At 38.3% G+C, this 26,869-nt stretch carries 24 protein-coding genes and 1 pseudogene; 11 read left to right on the forward strand and 14 right to left on the reverse strand.

Going from position 1 to position 26,869, the window contains the following annotated elements:
• Positions 1-664, forward strand: a 664-nt coding sequence (locus OQZ33_RS12160) for a phage integrase SAM-like domain-containing protein (protein WP_265799294.1), incomplete at its 5' end; no start/stop codon positions are given.
• 10 nt (positions 665-674) lie between these two features.
• Positions 675-1,268 (forward strand): hypothetical protein, encoded by a 594-nt coding sequence (locus OQZ33_RS12165; RefSeq protein WP_265799295.1) that lies wholly within the window; start codon positions 675-677, stop codon positions 1,266-1,268.
• Between the two features lie 25 nt (positions 1,269-1,293).
• Here the strand turns inward: OQZ33_RS12165 and OQZ33_RS12170 are convergent, their stop codons facing one another.
• The 3 genes from OQZ33_RS12170 to OQZ33_RS12180 all read right to left on the reverse strand — a co-directional run bounded on the left by OQZ33_RS12170 (position 1,294) and on the right by OQZ33_RS12180 (position 2,834).
• The gene (locus OQZ33_RS12170; protein WP_265799296.1) at positions 1,294-2,082 is read right to left on the reverse strand and encodes a hypothetical protein; all 789 of its coding nucleotides are present in this window, start codon (positions 2,080-2,082) and stop codon (positions 1,294-1,296) included.
• Between the two features lie 206 nt (positions 2,083-2,288).
• The gene (locus tag OQZ33_RS12175) at positions 2,289-2,669 is read right to left on the reverse strand and encodes a hypothetical protein (RefSeq protein WP_265799297.1); all 381 of its coding nucleotides are present in this window, start codon (positions 2,667-2,669) and stop codon (positions 2,289-2,291) included.
• 9 nt (positions 2,670-2,678) lie between these two features.
• Complete coding sequence (locus tag OQZ33_RS12180) at positions 2,679-2,834, reverse strand: hypothetical protein (protein ID WP_265799298.1); 156 nt, start codon at positions 2,832-2,834, stop codon at positions 2,679-2,681.
• A 478-nt stretch (positions 2,835-3,312) separates the two neighbouring features.
• On the opposite strand from OQZ33_RS12180, the gene OQZ33_RS12185 reads away from it, so the two are divergent.
• The 3 genes and pseudogenes from OQZ33_RS12185 (at position 3,313) to OQZ33_RS24220 (ending at position 5,799) form a co-directional block, all read left to right on the forward strand.
• Positions 3,313-3,951, forward strand: a complete 639-nt coding sequence (locus tag OQZ33_RS12185) for a type IV toxin-antitoxin system AbiEi family antitoxin domain-containing protein (protein ID WP_265799299.1) — start codon at positions 3,313-3,315, stop codon at positions 3,949-3,951.
• A complete protein-coding gene (locus OQZ33_RS12190) occupies positions 3,948-4,814 on the forward strand; it encodes a nucleotidyl transferase AbiEii/AbiGii toxin family protein (RefSeq protein ID WP_265799300.1) in 867 nt (288 codons plus the stop codon). The genes OQZ33_RS12185 and OQZ33_RS12190 overlap by 4 nt, the downstream gene beginning before the upstream one ends.
• A 348-nt stretch (positions 4,815-5,162) precedes the next feature.
• Positions 5,163-5,799: pseudogene (locus tag OQZ33_RS24220) on the forward strand (aspartate/glutamate racemase family protein).
• 257 nt (positions 5,800-6,056) lie between these two features.
• On the opposite strand, the gene OQZ33_RS12205 reads toward OQZ33_RS24220, so the two are convergent.
• The 4 genes from OQZ33_RS12205 to OQZ33_RS12220 form a co-directional block, all read right to left on the reverse strand.
• On the reverse strand, positions 6,057-8,003 hold the full coding sequence (locus OQZ33_RS12205) for an LTA synthase family protein (protein ID WP_265799303.1): 1,947 nt from the start codon (positions 8,001-8,003) through the stop codon (positions 6,057-6,059).
• A gap of 58 nt (positions 8,004-8,061) precedes the next feature.
• Complete coding sequence (locus OQZ33_RS12210; RefSeq protein ID WP_265799475.1) at positions 8,062-8,295, reverse strand: cytochrome b5 domain-containing protein; 234 nt, start codon at positions 8,293-8,295, stop codon at positions 8,062-8,064.
• A 156-nt stretch (positions 8,296-8,451) separates the two neighbouring features.
• Entirely contained in the window at positions 8,452-9,138 is a 687-nt protein-coding gene (locus tag OQZ33_RS12215) for a lycopene cyclase domain-containing protein (protein WP_265799304.1), read from the reverse strand.
• Positions 9,138-9,629 (reverse strand): hypothetical protein, encoded by a 492-nt coding sequence (locus OQZ33_RS12220; protein ID WP_265799305.1) that lies wholly within the window; start codon positions 9,627-9,629, stop codon positions 9,138-9,140. The genes OQZ33_RS12215 and OQZ33_RS12220 overlap by 1 nt, the downstream gene beginning before the upstream one ends.
• A 156-nt stretch (positions 9,630-9,785) precedes the next feature.
• On the opposite strand from OQZ33_RS12220, the gene OQZ33_RS12225 reads away from it, so the two are divergent.
• Positions 9,786-11,267: a phytoene desaturase family protein gene (locus OQZ33_RS12225; protein ID WP_265799306.1), complete on the forward strand. Its 1,482-nt coding sequence runs from the start codon at positions 9,786-9,788 to the stop codon at positions 11,265-11,267.
• Between the two features lie 460 nt (positions 11,268-11,727).
• Here OQZ33_RS12225 and OQZ33_RS12230 read toward each other — a convergent pair whose 3' ends face one another.
• The 4 genes from OQZ33_RS12230 to OQZ33_RS12245 all read right to left on the reverse strand — a co-directional run bounded on the left by OQZ33_RS12230 (position 11,728) and on the right by OQZ33_RS12245 (position 14,402).
• Complete coding sequence (locus tag OQZ33_RS12230; RefSeq protein WP_265799307.1) at positions 11,728-12,258, reverse strand: RNA polymerase sigma factor; 531 nt, start codon at positions 12,256-12,258, stop codon at positions 11,728-11,730.
• A gap of 128 nt (positions 12,259-12,386) precedes the next feature.
• The gene (murB, locus tag OQZ33_RS12235) at positions 12,387-13,403 is read right to left on the reverse strand and encodes a UDP-N-acetylmuramate dehydrogenase (protein WP_265799308.1); all 1,017 of its coding nucleotides are present in this window, start codon (positions 13,401-13,403) and stop codon (positions 12,387-12,389) included.
• A gap of 73 nt (positions 13,404-13,476) precedes the next feature.
• Positions 13,477-13,917 (reverse strand): hypothetical protein, encoded by a 441-nt coding sequence (locus tag OQZ33_RS12240; RefSeq protein ID WP_265799309.1) that lies wholly within the window; start codon positions 13,915-13,917, stop codon positions 13,477-13,479.
• Between the two features lie 44 nt (positions 13,918-13,961).
• Positions 13,962-14,402, reverse strand: a complete 441-nt coding sequence (locus tag OQZ33_RS12245) for a sterol desaturase family protein (RefSeq protein WP_265799310.1) — start codon at positions 14,400-14,402, stop codon at positions 13,962-13,964.
• 170 nt (positions 14,403-14,572) lie between these two features.
• Between OQZ33_RS12245 and OQZ33_RS12250 the strand changes: the two genes are divergently transcribed.
• The 5 genes from OQZ33_RS12250 (at position 14,573) to OQZ33_RS12270 (ending at position 21,989) form a co-directional block, all read left to right on the forward strand.
• Positions 14,573-15,178 (forward strand): TetR/AcrR family transcriptional regulator, encoded by a 606-nt coding sequence (locus OQZ33_RS12250; protein ID WP_265799311.1) that lies wholly within the window; start codon positions 14,573-14,575, stop codon positions 15,176-15,178.
• Between the two features lie 153 nt (positions 15,179-15,331).
• Positions 15,332-16,672, forward strand: a complete 1,341-nt coding sequence (locus OQZ33_RS12255; protein WP_265799312.1) for a TolC family protein — start codon at positions 15,332-15,334, stop codon at positions 16,670-16,672.
• A gap of 2 nt (positions 16,673-16,674) precedes the next feature.
• On the forward strand, positions 16,675-17,739 hold the full coding sequence (locus tag OQZ33_RS12260; protein WP_056850936.1) for an efflux RND transporter periplasmic adaptor subunit: 1,065 nt from the start codon (positions 16,675-16,677) through the stop codon (positions 17,737-17,739).
• Between the two features lie 98 nt (positions 17,740-17,837).
• A complete protein-coding gene (locus tag OQZ33_RS12265) occupies positions 17,838-21,014 on the forward strand; it encodes an efflux RND transporter permease subunit (protein WP_265799313.1) in 3,177 nt (1,058 codons plus the stop codon).
• Between the two features lie 126 nt (positions 21,015-21,140).
• Entirely contained in the window at positions 21,141-21,989 is an 849-nt protein-coding gene (locus tag OQZ33_RS12270; RefSeq protein WP_265799314.1) for a hypothetical protein, read from the forward strand.
• Here OQZ33_RS12270 and OQZ33_RS12275 read toward each other — a convergent pair.
• The 3 genes from OQZ33_RS12275 to lpdA form a co-directional block, all read right to left on the reverse strand.
• Positions 21,979-23,181, reverse strand: a complete 1,203-nt coding sequence (locus tag OQZ33_RS12275; RefSeq protein WP_265799315.1) for an MFS transporter — start codon at positions 23,179-23,181, stop codon at positions 21,979-21,981. The genes OQZ33_RS12270 and OQZ33_RS12275 overlap by 11 nt on opposite strands.
• 181 nt (positions 23,182-23,362) lie before the next feature.
• Positions 23,363-24,892 carry a choice-of-anchor I family protein gene (locus OQZ33_RS12280; protein ID WP_265799316.1) on the reverse strand — a complete coding sequence of 510 codons (1,530 nt, stop codon included), beginning with the start codon at positions 24,890-24,892 and terminating at the stop codon, positions 23,363-23,365.
• A 446-nt stretch (positions 24,893-25,338) separates the two neighbouring features.
• A complete protein-coding gene (gene lpdA, locus OQZ33_RS12285) occupies positions 25,339-26,745 on the reverse strand; it encodes a dihydrolipoyl dehydrogenase (RefSeq protein ID WP_265799317.1) in 1,407 nt (468 codons plus the stop codon).
• Positions 26,746-26,869 lie beyond the last annotated feature (124 nt).

Consider the following 26,869-nt stretch of genomic DNA (forward strand, 5'->3'; position numbering starts at 1 on the left):
CATTAAATTCTGTAATGAATATATTAAAGAGCTTAAAGACGGAAAAAAAGATAAGAGTGCAGCCAACTTTAATACAGTTAAGAATAGCATAGTTGATTTTTTCAGAAGGGAGAAAGTACTGGTTGACGAGATAAATTTAGACATGCTTTACGACTGGGAAAGGTTTCTCCGAACGGAACGGGTTATTAAAAGATTAAACCAATTTCATGATCCAGTCACTACTGTGCAAAAAGCTTTGGCAGATTCCAGCGTACACAATTATATGCGTGATTTGCGTGGGCTTTTTAATCATGCCCGGAAAAGATACAATAAGAAAAGTCTAGGGATAGTAAGAATAGAGCATTATCCTTTTGATGAGTTTAAAATTGTAGATGCGCCTGAAACGAAAAAGAGAAACACTCAGGTAAGTACGGTTAAGGATATTAGGGATTGCAATCTAAAATCTGGCAGCAGAGCAGAACTAGCTAGAGATTTATTTATGCTTTCATTTTATATGTGTGGCGTAAATGCTGTAGACCTATTTCAAATAGATGAATCGAATATCACTAGTGGAAGGCTTGAATACAACCGGTCGAAAACGAAAGGCAAACGGAAGGATAATGCCTTTATAAGCATAAAAATTGTTGATGAGGCCAAACCATTGCTAAAGAAATATATGGGCTGAAGCGGAAGGCATGGCCACGACATTTGCTACTGTTCCGCTGTTTGTAAAATTGCTGACAGCTTTTAAAACCGGGCAATTTGAGAAAAACAGGATGCGTGCTGCCTACTTCAAAATGCTGACTGCATTTGAACAGACTGCTTCAGACAAATTACTTTTTGACCTGGTAACCGAACTTTCCCAAAAAATTCTGGATGGAAAAATTACGACAGCTGAACTCGGAAGCCGGGCCAATACATTCGGTGAACAGGAAAGAAGGAACCTGCAAAGCATCTGCTTACTCGGAGTGATCCACCTGACCAGTGATGCTGAAGAGCGTCTAAAACAAATGGTGAATATATTACCTTATGTGCAAAAGGTACTATCAGCAGCTCGGAACCTACTGGAATATACCCTAGTGCCATTTGTCCAGCTTCATGCATTAGACATTCTGAAAGATAATTTCAATGGATCAGACTCTGAACTGCAGCTTGCTGAACATGAAATTGAAACCATTAAAATGATTGATTCCAATGCGATCAGGAATGTCATCAACCTGGTCAGGAAAACGGTTCAGATTGATATTCCTACAGACCGGCAGCGATGGCTGGAGGGCGAAGAGATTTAGGAAGCTCAAACAGGTCGACTTTAATTTAACCTCCTGATTTCCTTCTCGCCTTTCTTTTTTTAACCTTGCTGCTTCCAAGGGGGAATGAGCAAGGCTGACAATACTCAGGTAATTGTTCCGTGATTTGTGGTTCCTCCAGTACTGGTGGTTCTTCCGGGACAGAAACTGGCCTGAGGTAATTAATTATTTCGAAGTCCTTCAAATATTCAAAAGCATTAACGCATAGTGACCAATGCAGGTCGCTGTCTTCTGCTGCCTTGTGGAGGTAAGATTTCGCTGGCAGAAAATAAAAATTATCCTGGAGCAGGAACAGCCTGAAATGCCTGTTGTTTTTAAAATTACGAATGATCCTGGGTTTTAACAATTTGGCGTTGATCCATTCTGTGAGTAGTTTTCCATGGAGTTTGAAGTAGGTAGCAAGGTCATTGTCGGAATAATAGGTATCGGAATCGGTGGCGACTATTGCGGGAATCAGACCACTTTCGATTGCTTTCTGGCAATTGATACATTTTATGCCGTTTGAGTCGTACCAGCGGTCAAAGTCTAATCGGCTGGCATGGCAAATACAACAAGGCAAGCCATAATCCTTTTCCGTAAGGAAACCTTTTGATTCTTCTTTTAGCCGGTCTTTTAAGGCTTCATCTTTGAGGAATTGATCAACGGTGATCTCTGCCATCATTTTTAGAAAATGCAGCAAATCCCTGATCTCTTTATCTGTTGCATCAGGTTTGCCGCAATCCGCCAAGGTCTTTTTGGCCATCGCATAATGTTTCTTTATGTATTTCTCGGCTTCATTGACATCGTAATATTCCATAATTGAGTTTGGGTTTAACTGTTAATCGTTTTAAAACACTACGGCGGATCATCCGATCCGCCGATAGTACTAACCTATTCATTCTTCAACCTTTTGGGTTGTAATGGAAAAACCCGGGGAACCAACCCGGAATTATTACCGGAGTGTATGAGCATCCGGTAATTTCTTATTTGCAGAGGGCAGACCCTCTAAACCTATTTCTTTTGTCATGGTGAGTAGCCATTCGTCTTTTGGATCTTCTCCATCAGTGCCGCTGCTAAATCCAGTCCTTTCATTTTCTCTATGGCTTCCCGGGTCAGTTTTCTTGGCTCAGTGCGGTAAGCTTTTCTCAGTTCCTGTTTTTCCTTGAAAACGATGCTACCGATCTCGGGGCGGTTCAGTTCCCGGTGACTGAGCATATCAGAAAAATCCTTTAACGAAAGCTTAAAATGGTCCAGTAATCGGATCCCCATAATCATGCTCAGTTCTTTTTGTCCCAACAATAGTTTATGCATCGTAGCGCTGTTCACCTTTAAAATATCCTGTAGGTCTTTCCTGCGCAATCCATGCTGTTCAGTAAGTATTCTTAAAACTTGCGGGATCGTCATGGGTTTATCTTAATCAGTCTGGTAAGTAAATGGTAGGATTTCTGCTTTCTTATGCTTTGGGTTAGCTTCAACATTTTCCAGTTGCTCCAATATACCTTTTAGGCTGCTGAGCTGGTTAATCGCCCTGCCGTAGTTCATGTGTTTTTTAAAATCCAGTACGTTCATAAATGTCGGTTCGGCAGTTTCTTTTTTTCATTGTTCAGCAGTTCCCTTGCTATGTAAATGTCTTTAGACCGGTCTTTGATCAATGCGGCTGTTCCGATGTCTGGGTGGATAAACCAGAGTGTGCTGACCCCATCTCGTCAAAAATAATTTCAGTACAACACCTTAATTCCCAGCCAAATTGCAAAAAACTATAAAAGTAGTAGAATGGGATCAAATAACTTGGTTTGTCCATCTGCTACATCAAAAGAGTTTGGACAATCATATCTATCTAACCGAATTGATGTAATTGTGAAGGCTAAAATTTCCAAGTAGACAACATCTAATCTTCTACCTTTTAATTCAGTATAGTTGTGGAAAAAACACAAGATAAACGAATTATAATCGTTTATCTTGTTAATATTTTGCATACTTAAATATTTTATGTAGTTTTACCATAAGATAAACGAAATTAAATCGTTTATCTTACTGATATTTTACAATGGATATTCGAACAGCACTAAGAGCGCTATCTAACCAACCACTAACCCACCAGCTCCTGGCAGGCCTTTTGAAGGACTATAAACGACCAAACGATAAAATATTATCTTTAAAAGCAGATGGTCTGATCGAACCTATAAAAAAAGGACTTTATATAGCTGGTCGATCCCTTGGAACCGAACGACCTGAAAGCCCACTGCTCGCCAACCATATTCTCGGACCAAGCTACCTTTCAATGGAAAGTGCGCTCGCGCATTACGGACTAATTCCAGAGAAGGTCTTTGCGGTCACTTCAATGACCACAAAAGCATCGAGAAAATTTCAGACCAGCATAGGACTATATACCTATACCAACCTGCCACTGCCTTTTTATGCATTCGGTCTTGCTACCGTGAAACTGTCTAAAGACCAGCAAGCCATAATGGCAATACCAGAAAAGGCACTATGCGATAAAATAGCTACAACAGCGGGCATAACATTAAGAAGCCAGTCTTCTGCAAGCGATTATGTTTTTGGAAATCTGAGAATGGAGGAGGGCGATCTCGCTAAGTTTGACCTGAATGCGATGTCAAGCTGGCTTGAAAATGCACCCAAAAGGGAAAGCCTAGAAATGTTAATCAAAATGATCGAAAAAATATGATAAAGGAATGGCTTGAAAGCTATCATCCCGCAAACAGGGAGGAAGCCAAAGATGCATTGAGGGAAATCATGCAGGAGATTACTCTGGCGGGACTTAACCGTGCAGGTTTTTTTGAAAAGGCGGCATTCTATGGCGGAACTGCCCTCAGGATATTCTACGGGCTAGACCGCTTTTCAGAGGACATGGATTTTTCGCTGCTTGCCGTTGACCCAGATTTTTCACTTGAGAAATACCAGGAGGCCATCATAAACGAATTCGCCGCCCTTGGAATGCAGGTATCTATTTCAGAAAAACAGAAGACGGTTAAGAGTAATATCAACTCTGCCTTTCTAAAGTCGGAAACTATTTGGAGGGAACTTGTGCTTGAAGGCGTCATCCCACAAAATGGTCTCAAGGAAGTGGCCAGTATCAAGATCAAGATAGAAGTGGATAAAGAACCGCCATTGGGTTTCTCTACCGAAGAAAAATTATTGGTCAAGCCTTTTTCGTTTTACGTAAAGTGCCTGTCGCTCCCCGACCTTTTTGCCGGAAAGATGCATGCGCTGCTTTTCCGCAAGTGGGGCACAAATGTAAAGGGGCGGGACTGGTATGATATGGAATGGTACATCAAAAAAGGATATCCCCTCAATCTTAACCATTTCCTGCTAAGGGCCACCGATAGCGGTGACTGGAAAAAAGAGACCATAAGCGAAGAGGAGTTCAGGAAATTGTTGAGCGAAAAGATTGAAAATGTTAAAATGGACTTTGTCAAAGCCGACATATCTAGATTTATAAAGGACCCGAGGGTACTTGAAATATGGTCACCAAGTTATTTCCATGACCTGAGTGCAAAACTAAAGATCAATACTTCGATAGAGATATAAGCTATGGATAGTTACTTTTATTGCTCAATAAAAAGCTATATCTTTAATTAACAAAATAAAAACCGTTACAAATACATTACGGGATTTCTTTGAAGGCTTGTAACTAATTGATAAACATATTGTTAGAAATGGGTAGTGTCCGACTGTTAATCAGAGGGTCGCTGGTTCGAGCCCAGCAGAGGGAGCCAATATCAAGAACAAGCCTTACCATGCCCGGTGAGGCTTTCTTGTTTTAGAAATTCTAATAATCAAGCGGCTGTTGAAGGCGCTTGAAATAAGTTAATATTGGCAATAAATATTTCTATGAAAAAAATAGGACTGGTTGGCGGAATAAGCTGGGTATCAACAATGGATTATTACAAACTCATTAACGAGGGGGTAAATGCCAGGCTTGGCCGCTTGAACTTTGCAAAATGCATCATCTATTCCTTGAATTTTGGCGACATTCAATCCGCAGGCTGGGATAATTCTTATGAATTATTAATAGGTGCCTGCAAAAGCTTAAAAAATACCGGGGTGGAAAGTATTGTTTTATGTGCAAATACGGCCCATCTTTTTGCAGATAAACTTCAGGATACAATCGGACTGCCTATCATCCACGTTGGAGAAGAAACTGCAAAAGCGATTAATAAAACTGGGTACAAAAAAGTAGGCCTATTGGCTACAAAGTTTCACAATGGAAATGAACTTCTACAGAGACAAACTAGAAACGTATGGACTGGAGGTTCTCATACCTAAAAAGCAGGAAACCAGAGATTACATTCAACGAACCTTAAAAGAAGAGTTAGGGATAGGTTTTATCAATCCGGAAACAAAAATCAATTACATCTCTATTATAAAAGAACTTGTAGACAGTGGCGCTGAATGTATCATATTAGGGTGTACAGAAATCCCTATGCTTATCAATCAGGACGACTTTGACATCCCCATGTTTGATACTACAAAAATACATTCGCAAGCAATTGTTGATTATATCGTTTCGTAAAACCATAAGGCTGTCGGTTTTGATATCAATCAGCCTTCTCTTGTTCAGATCGAGGTTTGGTAGCTTTTACTTTCGTTGAGTATTCGGTATTGTAGCATTTACCAAAATTGTTTTGAAGATTTTTTTGAAATGGAGAACATGTACCCTGAATGGAATTGAGCCTTTTTGGCCTCATTTGCATATCCACTGATAACATCATAAGATCTGAAATTACACAAACCAATCTGCCAGGGGTAGTTTTTGCAATTATGGTAGAACTATTCTTTACTTCCACTAAACTGATATCCATGGTTAGAATATAGATAGGCCGCAAGTTGATAATTTGCAATTGCTTCTTCTGTCAACCAGTTTTCTGAAGGAATAGATATAGCATTTCCAGTTCTAAAATCAGGAATAAATGTGGTTACTTTTTTATTGGGATCTAAAATTACAAGCCTATTATTTTTGATGTAACCTAAACTCTGATATGTACTTATAAACGCTCTTTGTTGATCATCTTTCATTTTGAAAACATCCTGCCCGAAAAATTTGCTGTGATAGTTGAAGTTTAATAAGCCAAGGATGGACGGACCAATATCAATTTGAGCCGTCAATTTCTCAAACTTACCAGGTTTAATAATCGCCGGAGAGAACATGATCATCGGGATATGATATTTATCTACCGGAAGCTCTACCTTGCCCGCACTTGATGCACAATGATCTGCAACAATCACAAATAACGTATTTTTGAACCAGGGTTTAAGTTTTGCCTCGTTGATAAATTTCCCGATTGCATAATCTGTATATTTAACTGCACCTTCTCTTCCTGTATGTGATGGAATATCTATTCTTCCGCTTGGATACGTATATGGCCGATGGTTTGAAACGGTCATAATGTGTGCAAAGAAATGTTTTCCGCTCCTACAATCTTTGTCCAATTCGTGCATTGAAAGCGTAAATAAATCTTCATCGGCTACGCCCCAGGTATTTTCATAGTGAATTTCTTCTTTACGCAACGCATTTCTATCAGAAACCTCATAACCGTCCTGAGAGAAAAACTCATTCATGTTATCAAAATAACCATAACCTCCATAAATAAACCTGCTGCTATAGCCCTGCGATTTAAATAGACTTCCAAGTGTGAAAAGATTTTTATTATTTGGCCGTTTGATAATAGATTGCCCGGGAGTTGGTGGAATACAAAGTGATAATGCCTCTAAGCCACGTACCGTTCGTGTGCCGGAAGCATAAAGATTGGTGAATAGAAGTCCATGTTTGGCTATCGAATCGAGATTTGGTGTAATGCTTTGCGTATTGCCAAAACAGCCTAGAAACTCGGCGCTTAAGCTTTCTACGCTGATTAAAACCACATTCATCTTTTTTTCTGGGGAAAAAGATCTTATAGCTCTCGACGTATTAAGCTCTCTTGTACTTACTGGTATAAATGCCAGGTCTTTCCCAATAATGTTTAACGCCTTTTTAATAGAAACTGTTTTGTAAAAAGTATTGTAGTCTAATTGATTATGCCAGAAAGCAAACCCAAACTCATACATGCCATTTCCCGAAAGTTCATTAACATATTGATTACGACTTTGATTTTTCCAATTATGACTAACTAGAAAATAAGCAGAAAGTGGCGCTATCAAAAATAAAAGGAGAAATTTCGAACGCTTTGCAAAACGCATTGGAACATTTGTCGAAGCCCATATTTTTGTTCTTAAAAGATAGGTTAAGGCTAAAGATAGAATTAAAAGTACAGCGACGATGGTGTTTATTGGATACGATTGCCTGATGTTTCCGATCACTTCGGTAGTGTATACCAAATAATCAACGGCAATAAAGTTATAACGCACAGAAAATTCTTCCCAAAATAACCATTCCGAAATGGCATTGAAAAACAGTGTTGTCACCACAATAAAAAAATAGCTGATCAGCAATACGCGATTCAACCCTTTGCTATACCAGCGAGATGGAAATAGCCATAAATAAAGCACCAACGGAATAATTGCATAAGATCCGGCAGCCAAATCGTAGAGTAGGCCAATTACAAACACTTTTATCAGATTGAGTGCGGTCCACTCAAAAGATGCCGCGGAAGCTACTAAAAGGACAAGTCTCGTCAGTAGTGAAGCAGCGCAAAGCATAATAAGGGATATTAGTATGGGTCCATAGCGGTATTGAAATAAGGTATTTATTTTTTTAAAAATAGTCGACTTTGGGGGCATTTGTTTGGTTATTTAACCAAAGCTAACTTTAAAGTGTGAAGAAATACTGAATTTTAATTTAGCCAACTTTTCCAATAGGAGTAAATTTTTCGAAAACGGCATCGGTATGTGGTGCATCAGGTAATTCGTCGGTTAAATCTTGCCCAGCCCAATGCTCGTAATGTTTACCGTTTCGCCATAACCGGCTGTCAGTCATGTCGTAAATCAAACCTTTGTATGCAACCCAAATCTGCGGCTTATCTTGCCCGTTCCTTAACGCTAATTGTTGTTTAGTATAAATCGGCAGCTCCATCAATTTGTGTACATTTCGAGTTTGTCTGTAGTTTTGTTCTTGCACAAGCCCTTGTTTTTTAACCCGACAAAAGCGTCAGCCTCCGGCCTTCCCGGAGCTATAGCGTATGGCGGGCGATCTGACCCAAGATGCAAAAAATCTCATTTCCTAAACGTATCATCCCGTTCGTAAGGCTTTACTTTTAAATCGCTCGTATAAATAAATGTTCATTAACAACAAACCCATTAAATAAAAATGATCTTCAAAAGGAATAGTGCCAACGCGGAAATTTAAATTTTCATTGTTATTATAAATCACCACCGGGATGGATGTTAAAAAACCGTTCACAATATAAAAAGGGATCAGCGCAACTAAATAGGCCCGATAAAATTTGAACATGAACCTATATTTTTGGTTGACGTACTCTACTGCGAACAATAAAACGAATAGAAAACCGAAATTGATTAACGTATACCATTTGGTGTAACCGAAAAATAAAAATGCAAAGCAGATACCCAACACGGCATGGCTTACCGCCAAACTATATTTTTGCAGGTTGTTATTAGGAAAATACGCGTTAAGGCATTCGTAGATAAATACGCAGGCGTAAGGAACGGTGAGAAAGAACAATATTTCTTCCAGTGGCAGGCCCCATAAATAAATACCCAAGAGGTAATCTGGATTGAAAGACCAAACATCAAGCTTCACAAACAACAGATCCCAGATTAAAAAAACAACCCCGGTAATGAGGATAGCGGGTATGATAAATTTCCATTTGCTATAGAAATGAACCTTTTTATCAAAAGACAAGGCAAGGGGAAATAAAATTACTCCGATATTGATGAGTAGGTAAACGTAATTCATTATATGTATTTCTGTAATGTTTTAACTTCTTCGGCGGTACAACGCTTACTATCAATCATAAACCGGGCTACATTTTTTATTAAGGCGTCGTCTGCAACACCAAAATTACGATTCTGGTAATGCTTAACAATTTCTTTCCTATCGGTGTTTAGATTTTTACTAAGCCCTAAAAAGCCTGGGGTGAAGTGCTCAATCGAAAAGCGCATAAAACGGATTTCCAGATTTTCTTTGTCCATATTTACTGCTTTTTGCATGGTTTTCAGAGAACCTTTAACATATTTAATTTTATTATAGGGGTTCCAGGTATGTTTAGCTTTCAACGCTTCTAAAGTACCCGCATAGGCAACGGTTAACGCGGTTTTATTCGGTAACCGGTTGAGTTTTTTAAACAGCGAATCCGTTAATGCTTCATTCTCTACTGCTTTAACCAAATCGGTTTTTAAAACTGCAATCTCTTTTGGAGAAAGCTGTGCTTTTGCAACGTTTATCAATGCAAAACAGGTTAGAAAAAAAAATCGCAGTTTTATCATGTATAAGCAAAGGTAAGAAAAGCGAATGGTTTTATACTTTCGTATTTTTGTTGACTATCGACAAGGGAAAAGCATGCTGATCAAAACAAAATCATTAAAAATCGCTTTATTTACACCATGGATAAAAAACCAAAGGTAACCGTGATCGGTGCCGGTTTCGCAGGAATATCTGCCGCAGCATTATTGGCTAAAGATGGTTGCGATGTTACTGTTATTGAAAAAAATGAAATGGCCGGGGGCCGAGCCAGAACCTGGAGTAAAGATGGTTTCTTATTTGACATGGGGCCTAGCTGGTACTGGATGCCTGACGTTTTTGAAAATTTCTATCAAATATTCGGCAAGAAAACTGACGATTTCTATGAGCTTAAAAGGCTGAATCCATCTTACCGCATCTATTTTGGCAAAGAAGAAACTATAGATGTACCTGCTACTCTTGAAGAGTTATATGAGCTTTTTGAAAAATTCGAACCTGGGAGTTCTAAAAACCTCGATTCTTTTTTAGCACAGGCCAAGTACAAATATGATGTAGGAATGAATGAATATGTATTCAAACCTTCACACAGTGTGATGGAATATTTTGATCCGCGTTTGGCAATTAGCGGGATTAAACTGCAGCTTTTAGGTAATATGCGCAAACACGTGCATCAGCTTTTTAAAAATGAGCAGCTTCGGAAGCTTCTGGAGTTTCCTGTACTATTTTTAGGTGCTACTCCACAAAACACTCCAGCATTGTATAGTTTAATGAACTACGCTGATTTAGTTTTGGGTACCTGGTATCCAATTGGTGGCATGCATAAAATTGTTGAAGCAATGCAAAGCATAGCGGAGCAACAAGGTGTGAAATTCCTGTTCAATACCGAAGTAAATAAAATTAGCGTAGAGAATGGAATTGCAAAGGAACTTTTAACCAATCAAGGCAACTTTACTACTGATTTTGTAGTTGGCAACGCTGATTATCATCATATAGATCAAAAATTATTGGACAAGGCTTATCGCAACTATGATGAAAAATATTGGCAATCGAGAACAATGGCTCCTTCTTGCCTGCTTTTTTATATTGGCTTAAATAAGAAATTAAACAATATCCTTCACCATAATTTATTTTTCGATGAGGATTTTGATGCACATGCTGAAGAAATTTATACGAAACCAAAATGGCCCGCAAAACCTTTGTTTTATGCTTGTTGTCCTTCGATAACTGATGCAAGCGTTGCTCCTACTGACTTTGAGAATCTATTTTTCCTTATCCCCATTGCACCCGACCTGGAAGACAGTGACAATAAGCGTGAGGAGTATTTTAATTTATTGTTAGAACGATTTAAGGTTTTAACAGGTAATGACATCAAAGAAAACATCTTGTTTAAGCGAAGTTATGCCATGAATGATTTTGTTGAAGATTACCACGCATTTAAAGGCAACGCTTATGGCTTAGCAAACACTTTGAAACAAACAGCATTTTTAAAACCTAAAATGAAGAGCAAAGTAACAAACATGTTATACACCGGGCAATTGACGGTTCCAGGCCCTGGAGTGCCACCTGCGATCATATCTGGCCAAGTGGCAGCAAAAGAAATAATAAAAAAGTTAAAAAAAGCTTGACAAACTTAAAATTTCCCTTATCTTTATATCCACAAAACAAAAACACTGCAAATAACCTTTTAAACGCAATATTGTTTGAGGTTTGCATTTGTTTCGAATAGAGAGAGAAGGCAAATTGTTGAAAGCAAACATAAGAATCAACTAACCAAATATATGATAAGCAATAAGGCCTGGATATTTTCCGGGCCTTTTGCTTTTACAAAAAATCGTTCGAACAGCAATAATTTCTACACTTTTAACGTCTGCAACTCCTGCCAATAGCAATTCATTTTAAACATTAACCCCTGTTGTAAGAGAAGCTCAGAGCTGTGCTTGTGACGGTGTAGTGGAAAAAGCGAGGACTTGTACGGAAAGCGGGGACTCACTTACAAAAGAGTTCTAATTGTTGCGCTCCAAAAAACTGGACAAAAAAAGTCTCAGCTTTCGGTGAGACTTGTAATTCTTTTCAGAAAAATATCAGTTATGCCATTTCTGCAATAGCAATATTTTTAGAATACGTTTTTAAATATTTTTTCAAAATTCCTCTCGCCACGTGAATACGGGTTTTTACAGTACCAATCGGAATCTGCAACATATCGGCAATTTCGTGGTATTTGTAACCTTCGAAATAACGAATGAAAGGAACGTAATATTCTTCTGGTAATTGAGCAAGTGCTTTATCAATATCACCAAGTACGAATTTACTTTCTGCCTGGTTTTTGGTTGCGCTATAAGAAAGGTTAGCCGAAGAAATATCTTCACTTTGTGTAATTAAAGTATTTGTTTTTACTAAACGACGATAGTTGTTAATGAAAGTATTTTTCATGATCGTAAACAACCATCCTTTTAAATTTGTTCCTTCTTTAAACTTGTTGTAGTAAGTGATAGCTTTGAGCATCGTATCTTGAACAAGATCATTTGCATCTTCGGCATCTTTGGTAAAATTTAAAGCATAAGATCTAAGTGAAACTGAGTGATGGTTAACCAGATGATTGAATTCAAATTTTGTCATGATATTTAGCTTTAGGTAAGATTTAAAACAAATGAATTGATGTTCATTGTTTTTTACTAAACAAACTTAATACCAAGTTTTTTTGGCACGGAACTAAAACAGCAAAACCGTGCTAAAGGTTGCTTCCGTCACAGAATATTTACTTCTCTTTCCAGAGTGACTCCAAAAGTAGACTTTACACTGTCTATTATTTGTTCAGAAAAATTATACACTTCCGAACCTGTTGCATTTCCATGATTAACCAATACCAGGGCCTGATTTTTCCAGGTGCCGGTTTGGCCAACTACTTTGCCTCTCCAGCCACATTGCTCTATCAACCAGCCCGCAGCAAGTTTGATTTTGTTATCGGGTGTTGGATAGTGCACCACATCCGGATGTCTGGCCACCACATCGGCAAATTCATACTTCTCAATTACCGGGTTTTTAAAAAAGCTACCGGCATTGCCAATCGTAGACGGATCGGGAAGTTTACTAACCCGAATATGTGAAACCGCTGAAGACACATCGGCAATGGTTGGATTTTCTATCGCCCTCTTTTGAAGCTCAACCTTGATAGCGCCATAAGAGGTATTTATTTTTGGTTGTGCAGATAAGCGGAAAGTTACTGAGGTAATAATAAACTGACCTTTTAACTCCGCCTTGAAAATACTTTCGCGATAACCGAAATGGCAATCACTGAAATTAAAGGTTTTGATTTCGCCGGTTTTGATTTCGAATGCGGTACAACTTTCAAAAACATCCTTAAGTTCTACCCCATAAGCGCCAATATTCTGAATGGGCGAAGCGCCAACCGTTCCAGGAATTAAGCTTAGGTTCTCTACTCCTGCAAAGTTTTTTTCTATGCAATAGTTTACAAAATCGTTCCATACTTCGCCAGCACCAGCAGTAACGAATATATTATCGCCATCGGCTTTTGATTCGATTCCTTTAATGCTGATCTTGATCACTAAACCCAGATAATCTTGCGTGAAAAGCACATTGCTCCCACCACCTATGATTAATAATTTCTGCAATTTACTAAGCTCGTTCTCGAATAAGGCTTTTAAATCTGCTTCAGAAAAAATCTCCGCAAAATAGTCTGCCTTAACATCGATACTGAAAGAGTTGTATGGCTTAAGCGAAATATTTTCTTGAATGTGAAGCATATCTAATTTGTATTTGCCACAAAAGTAAAATAAAAAGGGATGAAATTTTAAAATGGATTAAAAGCAGATTTTTTTACTCCACGATCTGAGTGATCGCTTTATCAAAATTGAAACTGATGCTTTCTCTGTTTAAACCTTCGATTTTTACACGCGATAGCGTCCAGCCTAGAAACTTTGGTTTATTTTTTGCCAATTCGAGCAACCGATAACGTTGTTTTGTCAGCGCTGCGCTTACTAAACCCACGCTATCTGACTCGGCTTGAGGTAAATGCTCAATCTCAGTTTCCAAAACTGCCAATGTGGAATCTAATTGATGGCCTTTACTTAGGCTATCAGCGTAAGCTTTTGGCGAGATATTGTAAAGGCTATCTAGCTTTGCATTTTTAAAATCAAGTTTCTGTTCAGCGTTTTCATATTTTGATTCAACCAAATCTATGGCTCGATCTTTATCTGTTTTTTTTGTACAGGAAAATATTAGTATTGAAATTGCAAAGAGGCGGAATATATTTTTCATAAAAGAAGTTTACAAGTTGGAAACAAGCACCTTGCCAAAATTTATCAGCTATTTAATAGCCCCTTCCTCACAAACAGTAGCCCAAAGGCTCTGCTTTTTTCTTTGCCTTGATTTTTGTGATGAATTTTATGCGCTTTTCTTACTGCTTTTAGATAGCCATTATCACTCTTAAACGTTTTAAATCTTCTATGTACAAACCAATCGTGGATGATAAAATAGATTACGCCGTACACACTAATTCCTAATCCAATAAAGAAACGATAGCCAAAAACATCTTTATCAATAAACATTAAGTAAAGTGACAGGCCCGCAAAAAGCAAGGCAAATAAATCGTTCCATTCGAAAAATGAGTGTGATTTTTGGTGATGACTTTTATGCACAAACCATAGCGGACCGTGAAAGAGATATTTATGGATGCACCACGAAACACATTCCATTACAACGATGGTACAGATTACTATCAAGATGCTTAACAATACAGTCATTCTAAAGCTTAGCTAAGAATTGCAAATTATCCAATAAATCATTTAAAAACACTTTTAAGTGTCATAACATTGTAACATATTATTCAATTTTTAATCAAATGATTAACATTTAAAAATATTGATCTATTTTTGACTAAAATATTAAAAAAGTCAGAAAGTAGAAAAGTAAAATGGTTGTAGCTGATAAAAAGAGAGAACAGATTATTGAGGGTGCTATAAAAAGATTTAGTCATTTCGGTATTGGAAAAACCACTATGAACGATATTGCTGATGACCTTTCGGTTTCCAAACCCTCTCTTTATTATTATTTCCCTGATAAGAAACACTTGATTCTTGGTGTGATTGAGAAGATTTTTAACGAATTTTTTGAGGCCATACAAAAAAAGTACAATCCCGAACTGGGATTAGAGACCATACTGGTAAATACAATAGATGTTAGAAATACCTTTTTCCAAAAATATTACATGTTAAAAATTGCGGAGGGTGTTCCAGATTTATTAAACGATGAATCGATTAAAACCAAGCTGAATGAATTAAAAGATATTGAAAAAGAATTTTTCGCAAAGGTTTTCGGTAGTGCAAAAGAAAAAGGTGAAATAGACCATGAAGACGTAGCTCATATTGCAGAGCTATACTTAGAAAGCTTGATGGGTTTAACCACCATGTGTGTAATGGAAACGGCTAAAGATATTTTCCCTGATAAGAAAGCATTAAATAAGATGAGTCAAAAGCAGAAAGATCTTTCGTCAATTTTCACAAAAGGATTGAAGTGCTAAAAGAATAAGGAGTAAAGAACAACGAGTGTAGAGTAAGGAGCAAAGAACAAATATTTCGATTGCCAAGTATGAAAAACTGGAATTACGTATTGACACTTTATAATAATTACTCGATACTAAAAATAAGAACCCAAAAAACAAAATCAATATATTATGCTTAGAGTAAAAATGGTAAAATTAATGCTCATCCTGTTAATAGGCATGGCTTTACCTGAACTGGTAACTGCACAACAGCAAGTTACCTTAAAAGATGCGCTAACCTATGCGCTTCAAAACAATGCCCGTGTTCGCAAAGCGAAACTCGACATTGAAGGTGGACGATATAAAGTACAAGAAGTAAGGGCACAGGCTTTACCTCAACTTACTGGTACTGCTGGCTTAACTTACAACCCAATCATTGGGCAATTAGTTGCCGATTTCGGTGGTCAGGCACAAGCTATAAAGTTAGGACAAAACTGGAATTCTAATGCTGGCGTACAACTTTCGCAACAATTGTTTAACCAACAGGTTTTTACAGGCTTGCAAGCGGCTCGTTCCAGCGAAGAGTATTACAACCTCACCTCACAGTTAACCGAAGAACAGATAATTGAATTGGTTGCCAATAACTATTATCAGGTTTTGGTGAACAGACAACAATTAAATGTATTAGATACCAACATCAAAAATGTTAAAACAGTTGAGAAAGTAATCTCCAACCAGTTTAAAAATGGGTTGGCACGAAAAATTGATGTAGATCGGATCAGTGTAAATTTAACCAACTTAAATACTCAAAGAGAGCAAGTGGTTAACGCGATTGTTCAATTGGAAAATCAGCTTAAATTTTCGATGGGGATGCCAGTAAGCACACCTATCCAATTGCCGGTAACCGAGTTAACACAGGTTACACAATTGCCGGTTTTTACTGATTCAGTTGATTTGGCAAACAGAACAGAGGTTAAATTGCTCAACACCCAGGATAAACTACTTAGCTTACAGCGTAAAGCTTATCTGGCAGAATATTATCCTTCGTTGGCGTTAACAGGCAACTACACTTATTCCAGTCAGAGTGATGGATTTGATTTTTTGAGCTCGAATGCTGCAGCTATTGGCTACGGTGCATCGGCGATAGGTTTGACTTTACGTGTTCCAATTTTTAACGGTTTTTTAACGCGTTCAAAAGTTCGCCAGGCAAATGTTGAGATTTTAAAAGCAAAAGAAGACAGAAAGGAATCGGTAAACTCATTGAACCTGGCTTACGAAAATGCTAAAATTCAACTTCGCAATAACTTGAATACCATTAACTCACAACGTAAAAACGTGGAGTTGGCTCAAGAAATTTACAAAAGTACTCAAAATAACTATAACAACGGGTTGGCTTCTTTAACTGATTTATTGGACACAGAAAATTCACTTACATCATCTCAAAACAGTTATACCCAGGCTTTATTAAACTATAAAATAGCCGAAATACAATTAATAAAATCAAACGGAAATATTAAATCGCTAGTACAATAAAAATGAAAAGAATAATTATCATCATTGTTGTAGTTATTGTTGCCCTTGGCGCAATTGCTTATGTTTTAACAAACAACAAGAAAAAGGCAGAAGAAACCACAGCATTTATCGCGAAGGGCAGCGGCGCTGTTGCTGTTAAAACCGCTACAGTTGAGCGTAAAGAAATTAACCTGGATTTTACGGTGAATGGTACTTTCGCTGCTAATCAAGAATTAAACTTTATGGCTGAAAACTCTGGTCGTGTAAGCAAAATTTTTGTAGAAGAAGGTAGCCGTGTAAGCAAAGGAACAGTATTGGCTAGAATTGATGCTGAGATTTTAAATACGGATAGAGAAACCGCCGAAGCTACTTATCAAAACGCTCAGAAAGACTTACAACGTTATGAAAGCTCTTTCAAAACAGGTGGTGTTACTCAACAACAGGTAGATCAGGCACGTTTAACTGCTCAGAATGCTAAAATTCGTTTACAGCAACAACAACGTAAGTTAAATGATGCTAACATTAGATCATCGATTAACGGTATTGTAAACAAAAAAATGATCGAAGTTGGCGCTGTTGTAGCACCAGGAACTCAATTATTTGAACTCGTAGATGTTTCAAAGTTAAAGTTGAAAGTAAACGTTAATGAAAGCCAGGTGGCTAACTTAAAAATTGGCGATGCAGTTCAAATTCAATCTTCTGTCTTTCCACAGGATAAATTTACAGGTAAAGTAACTTTCATTGCTGCTAAAGCTGATGAAACTTTAAACTTTCCTATCGAAGTTGAAGTAACAAACAATGTTAAAAATAGCTTAAGAGCCGGCATGTATGGTTCAGCGGTTTTTAAATTCCCTAAACAAGCGCCAGCTATTTTGGTACCGCGTACAGCTTTCGTAGGTAGCGTAAGTAGCAATGAAGTATATATTTTAGATAAAGCTAAAAATACAGCTCAAACTCGTAAAGTAGTTTCAGGGCGTATTTTGGGTGAAAACGTAGAGGTGATAGATGGCTTAAAAGAAGGTGAAACGGTAATTACCAGTGGCCAAATTAACTTGAACGAGGGCACACCAGTTACGGTTATTAAGTAAAACATCGAAAGTAAAAAGTAAAAAGCTCCGGGCTTAAACGCTGGGCGCTAAAACCGGCCAGCGCTAATCGCTGTAAGCCAAACGCAATACCAAGAAAAATGAAAATCACTGACATATCAATAAAAAGACCTTCATTGGTTATTGTGGTATTTACCGCACTAACGCTGATGGGTTTATTGAGTTATTTCTCGCTGGGATACGAACTTTTACCAAAGTTCTCTTCTAACGTAGTATCTATCTCAACCATCTACCCTGGTGCTTCACCTAATGAGGTAGAAAGTACCGTTACCAAAAAAATTGAGGATGCGGTTTCCTCAATGGAAAACATCAAAAAAATCAACGCCAACTCTTATGAGAGTTTATCTGTAGTAATTATTACTCTTACCGATAAAGCAGAGATAGATATTGCCTTAAATGATGCACAAAGAAAGGTAAATGCGATTTTAGCCGATTTACCGGACGATGTAAAACAACCATCTTTAAGTAAGTTCTCTTTGGATGACTTTCCGGTAATCACGATGTCTGCATCAGGCAACATGGACGATATTTCGTTCTACGATTTGATGGACAAACGTATTGCACCAATTATTTCGCGTGTACCAGGTGTGGCACAGGTAAATTTAATTGGTGGTTCTGAGCGTGAAATTAAAGTAGCAATGGACGCAAAAAAACTGCAAGGTTACGGTTTATCAGTTCCTGCAATTCAGCAAGCTATCTTATCTTCTAACTTAGATTTCCCTACCGGAAGTGTTAAAACAAGAGCGCAAGACATTTTAGTACGTTTATCTGGTAAATACGCCAGTGTAGAAGACATGCGTAACCTAGTGGTGAGTACCAGTAAAGACGGCGCGCAAATTCGCTTAGGTGATATAGCCGACGTTCAGGATACGCAAAAAGAAACTGAAAAAATTGCCCGTATTAATAGAGCAAACTCTATTGCGGTTCAAATTATTAAACAAAGTGATGCCAACGCTGTAACGGTAAGTGAGGGTACAAAGCAAACCATCGAAAAACTTAAAGCCGATTACAAAAATGTTGGTTTAGATATTAAAATCGTAAACGATAGTTCGGTCTATACGCTAGAATCGGCCGATGCGGTAATCCACGATTTAATGCTGGCTGTTGTGTTGGTAGCAATCGTAATGCTTTTCTTCTTACACAGTCTTCGTAACGCCGTAATCGTAATGATTTCGATTCCTGCATCGCTAATTGCAACATTTATCGGTATTGCTTTATTTGGCTATACCTTAAACTTAATGTCGCTACTGGGTCTATCACTCGTGGTAGGGATCCTGGTCGATGATGCGATTGTGGTTTTGGAGAACATTCAGCGCCACATGGAGATGGGCAAAAACAGGGTCAGAGCAGCTTCTGATGCAACCCGTGAAATTGGTTTTACCGTAGTTTCCATCACCTTCGTAATTGTGGTAGTGTTCTTCCCAATTGCAGTGAGTACCGGTATGGTGGCTAACATTTTACGTCAGTTTTGTGTGGTGGTAATCATTTCAACATTGCTTTCGTTGGTAGCATCATTTACTATCGTACCATTAATTTTCTCTCGTTTTGGTAAATTAGAACGTATTGAAGGAAAAAATATCTTCGGGAAATTTATCCTCTGGTTTGAAAAACAATTGCGCAAGTTTACCCAGTGGATTACAAACCTATTAATATGGACTTTAGGTCATAAGGCACTCACATTAATAATTATGTTTGTAATGTTTATCTCATCATGCGGTTTATTGGCAGGTGGATATATTGGTTTTGAGTTTTTCCCTAAATCAGATAAAGGTGAATTCTTATTACAAATAGAAATGCCTAAAGATGTTTCTTTGGAACAAACCAACTTCTATACGCAAAAAGCTGAGGATTATTTAAGCAAACAGAAAGATGTAATTCAAACCATTGCTACGGTTGGTCAATCGAGTGAAGGCATGGGTGCAAGTCAGTCTACGGCTTATAAATCGGAAATCAACGTAAAATTAAAGGAAAAAGAAGAGAGAGGAAATGTTTCTTCGGATATCATTTCCACTACCTACACCCGCGAATTAGAGAAAGTATTGGTGGGTGCCAAAATCAAAACCGTTCCGATTGGTATTTTGGGAACTGCCGATGATGCACCAATCCAATTGGTAGTGATGGGTTCTGAACTGGATAGCGTTTTAGCATTTGCACAAAAGGCACAAAATGTTCTTGCAAAAATTCCTGGAGCTACACAAACTAAATTATCTGTAGAAAAAGGAACACCAGAGATTAACGTAAAGGTTGATCGCGATAAAATGTCGGCCTTGGGCCTTACGCTGCAAACAGTAGGTGCAACGATGCAAACTGCTTTTGCTGGTAATACTGATGGAAAATTCCGTCAGGGAGAATATGAGTACGATATAAACATTCAATATCAGGATTTCGACAGAAAAGATATTGATGATGTTCGTAATTTGATTTTCACCAACCAAGCCGGGCAACAAATCAAGCTTTCTCAGTTTGCCGATATTAAAGAAGGTTCTGGTCCAAGTTTATTGGAGCGTTTAAATAAATCTACTTCAGTAACCGTAAAAGCTCAAACAGTTGGTGTGCCAACAGGTACAGTTGTTACCAATTTCCAGACTGAACTGGATAAATTGAAAAAACCAGCTGGAATTAGTTTCTATTGGGCCGGTGACCAAGAAAACCAAAGTGAAGGATTTGGTACTTTAGGTATCGCCTTACTTGCAGCGATTGTATTGGTTTATCTAATCATGGTAGCCTTATACGATAGTTTTGTTTATCCGTTGGTAGTAATGTTCTCGTTACCTCTTGCCTTAATTGGTGCCTTGCTTGCCCTGGCATTAACCAATAATGCATTGGGTATCTTCACTATTTTAGGTTTCATTATGCTGATGGGTTTGGTGGCAAAAAATGCGATTATCCTCGTCGATTTCACCAACCAAATGAAAGCACAAGGAAAGTCTACTCACGAAGCTCTTATTTTAGCTAACCATGCCCGTTTACGCCCGATTTTGATGACAACCATTGCCATGGTAATTGGTATGTTGCCTATCGCGTTGGCCAGTGGTGCTGGTGCCGATTGGAAAAACGGTTTGGCTTGGGTTATTATCGGTGGTTTAACAAGTTCGCTCTTCTTAACATTGGTCGTTGTACCAGTGATGTATCAAATTTTCGACAATATGTTGCACAAATTTGGTTATGATAAAAAGGGTCAAACTATTGAGGATTTAATGGTTGAGCCTTACGATCACAAAGACGTAAATGAATATGACTTAGATCACGGTCATTAAAATATTAATTCATCCACATTAACAATCAATCAGGTCGCCTCCCAAAGGCGACCTTTTTTTTTGCAATCTGTTTTAGAAATACGCCACTTGCAAACAAAATATTATGCAACGTTGTATATTAGTGATATGTTTAAAATTGCTTCAACTCTCATTTTAATCATCGCTTCACTGTTAGCAAAGGCTCAACATCCCCCTGTTTTTCCAGCGATGACCACAGATTCATCATTTATCAAGATTGCTGATCTAAATATCAATTTAGTTAAATACTCATACAAACCCAATGGCGTAAGGTTTTTAGTGGTTCATGATAATGAAGATACCGGCGTAAAGGCTGGTTTTGATTATATCCGCTGGAGTGGTGGAGAGCTAATCGATAGCCAGTACGGTGGCGTACGTGATTATGTTTTCACTCACATGGACGATCAATACCGAATAGATCCAAATGCAATTTATACACAACGGGGTGTAAATAGCAGACTTAAAAAAGATTATTTTAGCTCTAACGAGGTAGAAAAACTAATTCTGGATGCAGGCAAACAAATTGTTGATTTCTACGATCCAAAATCAACTGGCTACATTTTAACATTACACAATAATGCTGATGGCGGTTTTGGCATTTCTTCTTATTTGCCTGGTTACGATTTATCAAGCACCGCTGATTCTGTATTTATAAATTTTGAAATGGATGGCGATGATTTACTTTACGTAACTGAACCAAGATTATTTACAAGCTTGAAAAAAGCAAATGTAAACGTAATTCTGCAATCGAAATTTGCCGAAAATGATGGATCACTTTCAGTATATGCCATGCAGAACAATATTCCTTATATTAATGTAGAAGTGCAACATGGCCATCAGTATGAAAACCTAAGGTTGATTGAATTGGCGATCGCTACGTTGAAGGAGCACGGCTTGATTAAAAAAGAAAGCTCAGGTATTCAAAAAGATCGTGCAGGAAAATCCCCTACTCAATAGCTTTTATCTTGGTTACCAAAAAGCTCACCAATAATCCAAACAGCCCAATTACGGCATAAGAGTATTGAAGGCTGGATAATGCTGAAATATAACCAATGAGCGGCGGCCCCATTAAAAAGCCTAAGTAACTCACACTAGAAACCATAGCGATAGCCATACCTGCCGACATCTTTCCATTTTTGCCGGCAACGCTGTAAACTGTAGGAACGATACTCGATACACCTATACCGACCAACATAAAACCGATAGTCGCTGGAATAATATAAGGCAGAAAAACAGAAAGAAACATTCCGGAAGATATAATCAAACCACTAATTTGAATGGTTTTTTTTCTTCCCAGGCTAGCAATAATTCGATCACCTACAAACCTTCCGGTGGCCATCATGACCATAAAAGAAGCGTAACCTAAAATCACTAAAGAAGAAGGTGCTTTAACAATTTCCTTGAAATAAACCCCGCTCCAATCGAACATTGCGCCTTCCGTTGCCATGCTACAAAAACCAATAATGCCCAACTGTAAAAGAACGCCCTCAGGCTTTACAAAAAGCTTTCCTTTTCGTTCAGTTCTGGTTCCTTTGCCAGGAACCAAGTGTTTATAATTGAAAAATACGTTTATAAAAATTAAAGCGACAATAATCCAAAAGTGATGATAAGGAACGATATGGAGATTAACCATTAATAAACCAACCAATGCACCTGTGAAACCTGCAATACTCCAGGCGCCGTGAAAAGATGTCATAATAGGTCGACCGAATAATTTTTCCGCTTCTGAACCTTGCGTATTCACGGCAATGTTGCACATATTTCCTATTATACCAAAGAGAAACAGAAACGCGGCTAAATGCCAGGAAGCGGTAGCCAGCCCCAAATTACTTAAGGCCAAAACATACAACGGAGCCGTGATGGTAAGAATAGCTTTACTGCCATATTTAGTAACTAACCCACCTGAAATTGGCATAGTAACCAATTGCCCCAACGGAAGCGCCAACAAAATACTACCAAGTTCGCCATCTGATAAATTTAAGCTGTGTTTAATATCAGGAATTCTACTGGCCCAGGAAGCAAATGCGATGCCTTGGCCGAAATAAAACAATGAAACCGCTAAACGAATCCGGTTTGAAGAACTTTGGATTTGAACAGGTTTAACTTCTGCCTGATTTAAAACTTCCTGATGCGTACTATTCTCTTCCAAAACTTGATTTTTAATATCCCGGGGATTTGGATGCAAAGTTCTTCAAATCAAACGGCAATTAAAAGATGTATTTATCATTTTAACCTAATAAAGTTGGGTTACGTAATTAATTTAATTCGACCTACTGTTAGAAATAAAAAAACCGCCAAAAAGGCGGTCTAATCATAGGTAAAAGTGGTATTTATATTTTATTTGGCTGGAAAAATTTTACTACACCATCGCCCTCGCTGGCAACAATAAGTAAACTTCTTCCATTCGGACTATCTTTTGGTTTTACAAATAATAGACCTTCAGGGGCATCTCCTGTACCAAACAATTGGACAAATTTAGGGGCAGAAGGGGTGCTCACATCATAAACCGCAATCATATCTACTCGCTCCATACCGATAAAAGCCAGGGTTCTGCCATTTACCTCTGCCACTGTAACACCTTCAACTTCCACTCCTTTGTTATCCGATCGGGTATCATCGTATTTGCCAGCGTCGATAACCTGCTGTTCCAGATCCTTACCTACGTTTGCAATTAGTGCGCCAGTATTTGCATTGATAATGCTCATACTTCTTCCGCCAGTAGCATAAAGTTCATCGTAATCTCCATCCCCGTCATTATCGCCGAAGGCTTTCGTTACCGTTAATCTACCCAGGTTTGCATCTAATTGTAAAGTTGCCGCTGTCGGAAATTTTGTAGGGTCTAACTTTAAACTCTTCACTCTTGCTTCTTCATCGTAACCTTTCCATGCTCTCGTATCACCTTCATTCGCTAATGCCAGATAAGAAGTACCGCCAGTGCTGAAATACGAAATAGCATCCGGTAAGTAGAAAGCTTTAATTGGCCAGTTTTCTAACTGAATCTTCTTTCCGCTTTTTTCGTCGTCGCTTACATCCCATGCATTTTCGGCTAAGCTTATATCTCTTGTTCCTAGCGGAGTAATTTTAGTAATCGTTCCGGCAATGATATTAACTTCGGCAACACCATTGTTTTCCTGCAAGGTTACATAAGCTTTCTTGGAATCAGAACTTACTGCAATGTATTCCGGTTCAATGTCTTGAGCAAAACTTGCTTTCGGGCCATATATTCTAAAACCGCCCGCCACCAAAGTTGCTCTTTGCGATTCGAAAGCCGAAAAATCTAAAGTTTTAACTGAATAATTATCTTTTATACTAATCACTGATACCGTCCCTATTGGATCAACAGTATATTCATCATTCGGTTCACCTTCGTTTGCAGAAAGAATATAGTTTCCATCAGGGCTAAAAGTGACCATATCGGGCATGGCGCCAACAGTCACTTTTTTTACTTCTGATAAATCTGATGTTTTCAATATTACTACATCTCCATTGCCTTGTTTACTTGCGCCATCTAAAGCTATAGCCAATAGGCCATTGCTCACTGCAACACTATTAATCCCTGCGTTACTGGCATATAAAAGTGTTTTTATTTTGGTAACTGTAGGATAACTGGCTAAATCCAATACCTCAACTTTAGCACCACCATCGTTGCTCACCACAAAAAGCTTCTTAGTTGAAGGATCGTAAGCAGTGATTTCTGCTGCAGTTTCGCCGCCCAAATCTACTGAGGCTGTTTCCTTAAAACTCGCAATATCTTCGGCCACAATCGGCTCTTCTGTATCTATCGGTTCCGTTGTTTTTTTACAGGCGCTTAAAGCCATCGCCGCCATTAGTAATGCAACGAAAAGTTTTTTACAATTCATGGTTTATTTAATATCTGAACCGCAAAAATAAATTTGAACAACGCTTTTTTTCAGTCTGTACTTGTTATCATTTTGTTAAGGAATTGCGCTAAAAGGAGCAAAGATTAAAGAACAAGTAGCAAAAATTTAGAAATAGGGAGTGTAGAGTGTAGCGTAAGGAGCTAATTAACGAGCGGATGATATGCTATGGGTTTTGCATGAGGGATAGCCGAGGAAATCCTTTTTGTTGTCATCCTGAACGTAGTCGAAGGACAATAAAAAGATTGGAACGAATAGCCTGACCCTTGCCTAGCTTGGGCATGCCCAAAATTTTAAGAAATCTTTGAGAGATCTCCCGCTTGCAGTGAAAATGAGTACAATTAAAAAAACAAGTTTCGCAAAAGAAGCCGATAATTTCTTATCGGCCTCTTTATATAATTGACCTGTGAAGACACAGACCACGACAATTAAATATGTATCGCTCTGTTTTCAGTTGCAGCCATTGCCGCTTCTTTCAATGCCTCAGTATAAGTTGGGTGAGCGTGACAGGTACGGGCAATATCTTCAGCAGAAGCACGGAATTCCATCGCGATAACGGCCTCAGCAATCATATCCGCAGCACGTGGACCAATCATATGCACACCTAAAACTTCATCTGTTGCAGCATCTGCCAAAACCTTGATAAAGCCATCGGTATCCATACTGGCTTTTGCACGTCCGCTAGCTTTAAACGGAAATGAACCTGCTTTATATTTTGTACCTTTTTCTTTCAATTGCTCTTCTGTTAAACCAACAGATGCAACTTCTGGCCAGGTATAAACCACCCCTGGAATGAGGTTATAATTGATGTGTGGTTTTTGTCCGGCAATAGTTTCAGCTACATAAATTCCTTCATCTTCAGCTTTGTGGGCCAACATTGCACCCGTAATTACATCGCCAATAGCATAAACTCCGGGTACCGAAGTTTCTAAATGCTCGTTTACCGGAACTTTCTTACCTCTTTCTTCAATAGTGATTCCAATTTTCTCTAAGCCTAAACCTTCAGTATAAGCTGTACGGCCAACCGCTACGATACAATAATCGGCATCTAGAGAAATAGTTTCGCCTTTGGGATTTTCAGCAGTTACCGTAACTGTTTTACCTTTTGTGGTTGCGCCGGTAACTTTATGGCCCATGTAAAATTCCATGCCTAAGTTTTTCTTCAATACACGTTGAAGTTCTTTACCCAAACTTGCATCCATGGTTGCAATAATAGACGGCAAAAATTCAACCACGGAAACTTTTGTTCCTAAACGGGCATAAACCGAACCTAATTCTAAACCAATAACTCCACCCCCGATAACCACCATCGATTTTGGAACTTCTTTGATATTTAAAGCCTCAGTTGAGGTAATGATACGTTTTTTATCAATTGGCAAAAATGGTAACGTAGTAGGTTTTGAACCCGTTGCTATAATAACGTTTTTGGCTGTTAACGTTTCAGTAGAACCATCTGCCTTAGTGATTAAAACAGTGTTTTTATCTATAAAAGAACCCACCCCTTCATAAGAATCAATTTTGTTTTTCTTGAATAAATAAGTGATCCCGGCAGTATTCTGTGCAACAACATCGTCTTTACGAGCGATCATTTGAGGCATATTTACTTTCAGGTTTTTTAAATCGATACCATGAGTGGTAAAAGTATGAGCAGCGTTGTGGTAATGCTCTGAAGAATCTAATAAAGCTTTCGATGGAATACAGCCAACGTTAAGGCAAGTACCTCCAAAAGTTTTGTATTTTTCTATAACGGCAGTTTTTAACCCTAACTGAGCACAACGGATTGCGCCAACATAACCGCCCGGCCCTGAACCGATAACAACGACATCGTATTGCATAATTTCTTGAGAATTTTGATTAGTCAAAGGTAGGGAAAAAAGGCGGAAAGCTGAAAGTCAAAAGCGCTAAGCTGCAATGCAAAAAGCACAATTTTACAATGAAAAAGGATTGAAAAAGACAATC

Origin of the sequence: Pedobacter sp. MC2016-05, assembly GCF_026239735.1 — a bacterium.
GTDB lineage: Bacteria > Bacteroidota > Bacteroidia > Sphingobacteriales > Sphingobacteriaceae > Pedobacter.

What these genes read in the sequence shown, in the direction of transcription:
- OQZ33_RS12165 (WP_265799295.1), top strand. Translation starts at nt 675, where the DNA reads ATGGCCACGACATTTGCTACTGTTCCGCTGTTTGTAAAATTGCTGACA.
- OQZ33_RS12170 (WP_265799296.1), bottom strand. Translation starts at nt 2,082, where the DNA reads ATGGAATATTACGATGTCAATGAAGCCGAGAAATACATAAAGAAACAT.
- OQZ33_RS12175 (WP_265799297.1), bottom strand. Translation starts at nt 2,669, where the DNA reads ATGACGATCCCGCAAGTTTTAAGAATACTTACTGAACAGCATGGATTG.
- OQZ33_RS12180 (WP_265799298.1), bottom strand. Translation starts at nt 2,834, where the DNA reads ATGAACGTACTGGATTTTAAAAAACACATGAACTACGGCAGGGCGATT.
- OQZ33_RS12185 (WP_265799299.1), top strand. Translation starts at nt 3,313, where the DNA reads ATGGATATTCGAACAGCACTAAGAGCGCTATCTAACCAACCACTAACC.
- OQZ33_RS12190 (WP_265799300.1), top strand. Translation starts at nt 3,948, where the DNA reads ATGATAAAGGAATGGCTTGAAAGCTATCATCCCGCAAACAGGGAGGAA.
- OQZ33_RS12205 (WP_265799303.1), bottom strand. Translation starts at nt 8,003, where the DNA reads ATGCCCCCAAAGTCGACTATTTTTAAAAAAATAAATACCTTATTTCAA.
- OQZ33_RS12210 (WP_265799475.1), bottom strand. Translation starts at nt 8,295, where the DNA reads ATGGAGCTGCCGATTTATACTAAACAACAATTAGCGTTAAGGAACGGG.
- OQZ33_RS12215 (WP_265799304.1), bottom strand. Translation starts at nt 9,138, where the DNA reads ATGAATTACGTTTACCTACTCATCAATATCGGAGTAATTTTATTTCCC.
- OQZ33_RS12225 (WP_265799306.1), top strand. Translation starts at nt 9,786, where the DNA reads ATGGATAAAAAACCAAAGGTAACCGTGATCGGTGCCGGTTTCGCAGGA.
- OQZ33_RS12230 (WP_265799307.1), bottom strand. Translation starts at nt 12,258, where the DNA reads ATGACAAAATTTGAATTCAATCATCTGGTTAACCATCACTCAGTTTCA.
- murB (WP_265799308.1), bottom strand. Translation starts at nt 13,403, where the DNA reads ATGCTTCACATTCAAGAAAATATTTCGCTTAAGCCATACAACTCTTTC.
- OQZ33_RS12240 (WP_265799309.1), bottom strand. Translation starts at nt 13,917, where the DNA reads ATGAAAAATATATTCCGCCTCTTTGCAATTTCAATACTAATATTTTCC.
- OQZ33_RS12245 (WP_265799310.1), bottom strand. Translation starts at nt 14,402, where the DNA reads ATGACTGTATTGTTAAGCATCTTGATAGTAATCTGTACCATCGTTGTA.
- OQZ33_RS12250 (WP_265799311.1), top strand. Translation starts at nt 14,573, where the DNA reads ATGGTTGTAGCTGATAAAAAGAGAGAACAGATTATTGAGGGTGCTATA.
- OQZ33_RS12255 (WP_265799312.1), top strand. Translation starts at nt 15,332, where the DNA reads ATGCTTAGAGTAAAAATGGTAAAATTAATGCTCATCCTGTTAATAGGC.
- OQZ33_RS12260 (WP_056850936.1), top strand. Translation starts at nt 16,675, where the DNA reads ATGAAAAGAATAATTATCATCATTGTTGTAGTTATTGTTGCCCTTGGC.
- OQZ33_RS12265 (WP_265799313.1), top strand. Translation starts at nt 17,838, where the DNA reads ATGAAAATCACTGACATATCAATAAAAAGACCTTCATTGGTTATTGTG.
- OQZ33_RS12270 (WP_265799314.1), top strand. Translation starts at nt 21,141, where the DNA reads ATGTTTAAAATTGCTTCAACTCTCATTTTAATCATCGCTTCACTGTTA.
- OQZ33_RS12280 (WP_265799316.1), bottom strand. Translation starts at nt 24,892, where the DNA reads ATGAATTGTAAAAAACTTTTCGTTGCATTACTAATGGCGGCGATGGCT.
- lpdA (WP_265799317.1), bottom strand. Translation starts at nt 26,745, where the DNA reads ATGCAATACGATGTCGTTGTTATCGGTTCAGGGCCGGGCGGTTATGTT.